Annotated in this window: 5 protein-coding genes; 4 read left to right on the top strand and 1 reads right to left on the bottom strand. The window is 74.5% G+C overall.

Annotated elements, in window-relative coordinates:
* Positions 1 to 201 precede the first annotated feature (201 nt).
* Both HUW36_RS34655 and HUW36_RS26910 read left to right on the top strand, forming a co-directional pair.
* Positions 202 to 426: an FMN-binding protein gene (locus HUW36_RS34655; protein ID WP_246248339.1), complete on the top strand. Its 225-nt coding sequence runs from the start codon at positions 202 to 204 to the stop codon at positions 424 to 426.
* 47 nt (positions 427 to 473) lie between these two features.
* On the top strand, positions 474 to 1,199 hold the full coding sequence (locus HUW36_RS26910; protein WP_174530704.1) for an FAD:protein FMN transferase: 726 nt from the start codon (positions 474 to 476) through the stop codon (positions 1,197 to 1,199).
* A 364-nt stretch (positions 1,200 to 1,563) separates the two neighbouring features.
* Here HUW36_RS26910 and HUW36_RS26915 read toward each other — a convergent pair whose 3' ends face one another.
* Positions 1,564 to 2,244 carry a bifunctional DNA primase/polymerase gene (locus tag HUW36_RS26915; RefSeq protein ID WP_174530701.1) on the bottom strand — a complete coding sequence of 227 codons (681 nt, stop codon included), beginning with the start codon at positions 2,242 to 2,244 and terminating at the stop codon, positions 1,564 to 1,566.
* Between the two features lie 209 nt (positions 2,245 to 2,453).
* Here HUW36_RS26915 and HUW36_RS26920 point away from each other — a divergent pair, with 209 nt between their 5' ends.
* Positions 2,454 to 3,683 carry a helix-turn-helix domain-containing protein gene (locus HUW36_RS26920; protein ID WP_174530702.1) on the top strand — a complete coding sequence of 410 codons (1,230 nt, stop codon included), beginning with the start codon at positions 2,454 to 2,456 and terminating at the stop codon, positions 3,681 to 3,683.
* Positions 3,684 to 3,699: 16 nt separating this feature from the next.
* Positions 3,700 to 4,281: a flavoprotein gene (locus HUW36_RS26925; protein ID WP_174530703.1), complete on the top strand. Its 582-nt coding sequence runs from the start codon at positions 3,700 to 3,702 to the stop codon at positions 4,279 to 4,281.
* Positions 4,282 to 4,310 lie beyond the last annotated feature (29 nt).

Consider the following 4,310-nt stretch of genomic DNA (forward strand, 5'->3'; position numbering starts at 1 on the left):
GGCGCGGTCACGCCCTCGGCCGCGCCGAGCGCGTCGGCGAAGCCCAGCGCCAAGCCCTCCGCCGACCGGAAGCCGGCCGGCGGGGGCGGCACCCGGACCAGCAGCGCCCCGTCCGCGCCGAGGACCACCACCAAGGCGCCTGCGCCCACCACGCGCACGGTCACCGGCCCGACCGTCACCTACCGGTACGGGTCGTTGCGCGTGCAGATCACGCTGAGCGGCAGCCGGATCGTCGACGCCACCGGGCTGGACATGCCGGTCGGGGGTCAGGAGGGACAGCGCGCCGACGACGTGCAGGCCCGCTACAGCGGCAGCTCGGGCGAGGTGGTGGCCAAGCAGAGCGCCAACCTGAACACCGTCTCCGGGGCCACCTACACCAGCACCGCGTACAAGCAGTCGCTGCAGGCCGCGATCGACAAGGCCTAGGCTTGGCCGCCGCCGGTCGACCCGGGCTGCGCCGGGTCGAGCAGATCATGGGTACGGCGATCAGCCTCGACCTGGCCGACGACAGGCCCGCCGCCGTCCTGCACGAGCTGGCCGAGGAGACGTTCGACTGGCTGCGCGAGGTGGACGCGCGGTTCAGCACGTACCGGGACGACAGCGAGGTGTGCCGGCTGGACCGGGGGGAGTTGGCGCTGGCCGACGCCTCCCCGCACCTGCGGGCCGTGCTGGAGCGCTGCGCCGACCTGTGGACGGCCACGGACGGCTTCTTCGACGCGTACGCGACCGGGCGGCTGGACCCGTCCGGCTACGTCAAGGGCTGGGCGGCGCAGGTGGCGTCCGACCGGCTGCTGGCCGCCGGGGCACCGAACCACTGCGTGAACGCCGGTGGCGACGTGCGGGTACGCGGCCACACGGCCACCGGAGAGCCGTGGCGGATCGGGGTGCGGCATCCCTGGGACCCGGCGGCCACCTGCCTGGTGCTGACCGGCACCGACCTGGCGGTCGCCACGTCGGGGGTCTACGAGCGCGGTCACCACGTGGTCGACCCGCGCCGGGGGACACCGGCGGCCGGACTGCGCTCGGTCACCGTGGTCGGACCCGACCTGGGCCTGGCGGACGCCTACGCCACCGCCGCGGTCGCCATGGGCGAACCCGGCATCGCCTGGCTGGACCGACTGCCGACACCCTGGCAGCACGCCGTGGTCACCGACACCGCCCGCCTCCAGCACTCCCGCACCCTCCCAGTGGCCCCCTGACCCCCGCCCTCCGCCGAGCCCGCCGACCCCGGCGATCATGAAGTTGACGGCGCGACACGCCGGGCGCCCGCCCGCCAACCTCATGATCGACGGGGTGGGACCGGGGCCGACGGTCAGCGGAGGGGGCGGTGGAGGATGGCGGGGCGGGAGCCCGGAGGGCGGGGGCGGCCGGGGCGGGCGCCGCGCGGGCGGGTGAAGGCCCACGGGTGCGGGCGGCGGCGGTGCCGCGGTGGTTCGGTGCCGCCGGTGTGGCGGGCCGCGTCGTCCCTGGACATCGTCAAACCCCCGCTCTGGCGCGTGCGCGCCCTCGGCAGGCACAACGAGTGCGGTGCCGGGGAGGTCGCTGTCGGGCAGTTGTCCCGGGTCAGCGGCCCCGGCGGGGGAGGGGCAGCTGACCGGGGAGCAGGTCCGGGGTGAGCGTGACCCCGGCCGCCCGTAACGCGGCGATCAGCGCGTTCTGCATCAGGTAGGAGTCGGGGAGCTGCCACCGGGCCTGCTCCGGTGCGACGGCCCAGCGCACGGTCCCCTCCGGCAGCCGGGTCGGCGGCGCCGGGATCCACGAGCCGGGGCCGTGCCGCACCACGTGGAAGCAGTGCTCCAGCTCCGGTCGCAGCGGGTCACCGGGGCGGACCAGGAACATCCAGCGGCCGGTCGGGGTGACCAGCACCGGCCCTCGTACGCCGAAGCCCGCCGGATGGGTGGCGACCGTGTCCAGCACCCGCCGGCCGAGGTGGGCGGCGACCTCCAGCACGTCGAACGCGTGTCCGGTGGGCAGCAGCACCCCGTGCGGGCGGTCCCGCCACCAGGTGGCCACCCGGGCCGGGTCGGCGCTGGCCGCGCGCTCCCAGTCCTCCAGCGCGGGGTGGCAGCCCACGGTGGGACAGCCGGCCCGCCCGCAGACGAAGCGGCTGTTGGCCAGGCAGGCGCCCGGGGTGACCGGCCAACCGTGCAGCGCGTACCGGACGGCGACCCGGCGCAGCCGGACCCGCTCCAGCGGCGACAGGTGAGCGACGCGCGGTCGGACGTTCCCCCACATGTGTGCCATCCCCTCTCGCCCCGCCGAACCGTCCACTTGCCACACGTCGAAAGCCGTCACTGCCGTAACCCACGCTCGTTGAGCTGACGAAACGGTTGGTGCAACTTGCACGAAAACTACGAGAACTGGCTGGACGGCTGACGTACAACCTGTGCGACCAGGGCAAACCTGATGGACGTGGGGGGACCGGCCGGCGCCGTGAGGGGGAGGGAGCAGGGATGGACGAACTACCCATAGGCCGGCGGGTGGCGTACTGGCGGAGCCGCCGCAAGATGTCCCAGCAGGTCTTCGCCGACCGGCTCGGCAAGTCCAAGAGCTGGGTGGACAAGGTGGAGCGCGGCGTCCGCCGGCTGGACAAGTTCTCGGTGCTCTACGAGATCGCCGACATCCTCCAGATCGACGTGCAACTGTTGCACGGCAAGGACCCGGAGCGGCGCACCGACGCGCTCAACTGCATCGACCAGGTCGAGGTCGAGGAGATCCGCACCGCGCTGGAGCGGTACGACTCGATGAGCGCCTACTTCGACGCCGCGCCCTACCCGCCGCCGCTGGACGACATGCGCAAGGCGGTCAACCACGCCTGGCTCACGTACCAGTACGGCCGCTACGGCATGCTCACCCGCGCGCTGCCCAAGCTGCTGCGCGACGCCCAGGCGGCCGACGCCGGCTACGGCGGCGACGACCAGGCCCGGGAGGCCGCCCACCTGCTCGGGCAGGTCTACCAGATCGCCTCCTCGGTGCTGCGCAAGCTCGGCGAGTGCGACCTGGCCTGGCTGGCCGCCGACCGGTCCATGGCGGTCGCCCAGCGCGCCGACGACCCGCTGCTGGCCGGTATCGCCACCACCCGGGTCTGCAACGCCCTCGTCGCGATGGGCCGCCCCCGCCCGGCGCTCGAACTCAACGTGCGGATCGCCAACCGCCTCGCCCCCGGCGGCGACAACGACATCCGGCCGGAGCGTCTCTCCGTCTACGGCATGCTGCTGCTCCAGGGCGCGATGGCCGCCGCCCGGATCGGCGACTCGGCGACGGTGGACGACCTGCTCACCGGCGCGTCGGAGGCGGCCACCCTGCTCGGCGCCGACCACAACCACTACTGGACCTCGTTCGGCCCGACCAACCTGGAGCTGCACCGGGCGGCCGCGGCCGTCGAACTGGGCGACGGCGGCCGGGCCGTGGAGACGCACCACCGGCTGGCCGAGCCCGCGTTCAACGCGCTGCTGCCCGAACGCCGCGCCCACCACCTGCTCGACCTGGCCCGGGGCTACGCCCAGATCGGCGACGTCGCCAACGCCGGCGACATGCTGCTGCGGGGCGACCGGCTCGCGCCCTCCGAGATCCGTTGCCGGCCCATCGCCCACGAGGTGATGTCGGACGTGCTCCGTCGCACACGGGGTGCGCCGCCTCCGCCGATCGCGGAGTTGGCTGAGCACATGGGAGTAGGAGTATGAGCGCGGGTCGGGCCGGATGAGCGGTCCGCACACCACCGACGGGCACCGCCGGGTGCTCTACGTCATCGCCTGCGGTTCGCCGCTGGCCCGTCACGTCGGCCGGCTGGTCGACCTCGCCCAGTCGGACGGCTGGACGGTCTGCGTGGTCACCACCCCGGACGGCGCGAAGTTCGTCGACCGGGCGGCGCTGGCCCGGCAGACCGGCCACCCGGTCCGGACGCACTACAAGAACCCGGGCGACCCGGACGTGCTGCCCCCGGCCGACGCGATACTGGTCTGCCCGGCGACCGTCAACACGGTCAACAAGTGGGCGGTGGGGATCACCGACACCCTGGCGCTCGGCCTGCTGGTCGAGGCGCAGGGCCTGGGCGTGCCGATCGCGGCCGTCCCGTACACCAACGAGGCGATGGCCGGGCACCCGGCGTTCCGGGCCAGCCTGGCCCGGCTCGGCGAGTGGGGCGTCCGGGTGGTCTTCGGTGAGCACGTCGTCCGCCTGCACCCGCCGGGGACCGGTGAGCGGCACCTGGACGCCTTTCCCTGGGATGCCGGCCTGGCCGCCCTGGACGGCGCGGCGCGGCCGGTCGCCAGGGTCGGCTGAGGGGACGGGCGCGGGGCCCGCCGGCGTCC

This window comes from Micromonospora maritima (genome assembly GCF_902825405.1).
In the GTDB taxonomy this organism is placed as follows: Bacteria; Actinomycetota; Actinomycetes; order Mycobacteriales; family Micromonosporaceae; genus Micromonospora; species Micromonospora maritima.

Excerpts from the sequence above, each read along its gene's own strand:
- HUW36_RS26910 (WP_174530704.1), top strand. The coding sequence starts at position 474 with ATGGGTACGGCGATCAGCCTCGACCTGGCCGACGACAGGCCCGCCGCC.
- HUW36_RS26915 (WP_174530701.1), bottom strand. The coding sequence starts at position 2,244 with ATGGCACACATGTGGGGGAACGTCCGACCGCGCGTCGCTCACCTGTCG.
- HUW36_RS26920 (WP_174530702.1), top strand. The coding sequence starts at position 2,454 with ATGGACGAACTACCCATAGGCCGGCGGGTGGCGTACTGGCGGAGCCGC.
- HUW36_RS26925 (WP_174530703.1), top strand. The coding sequence starts at position 3,700 with ATGAGCGGTCCGCACACCACCGACGGGCACCGCCGGGTGCTCTACGTC.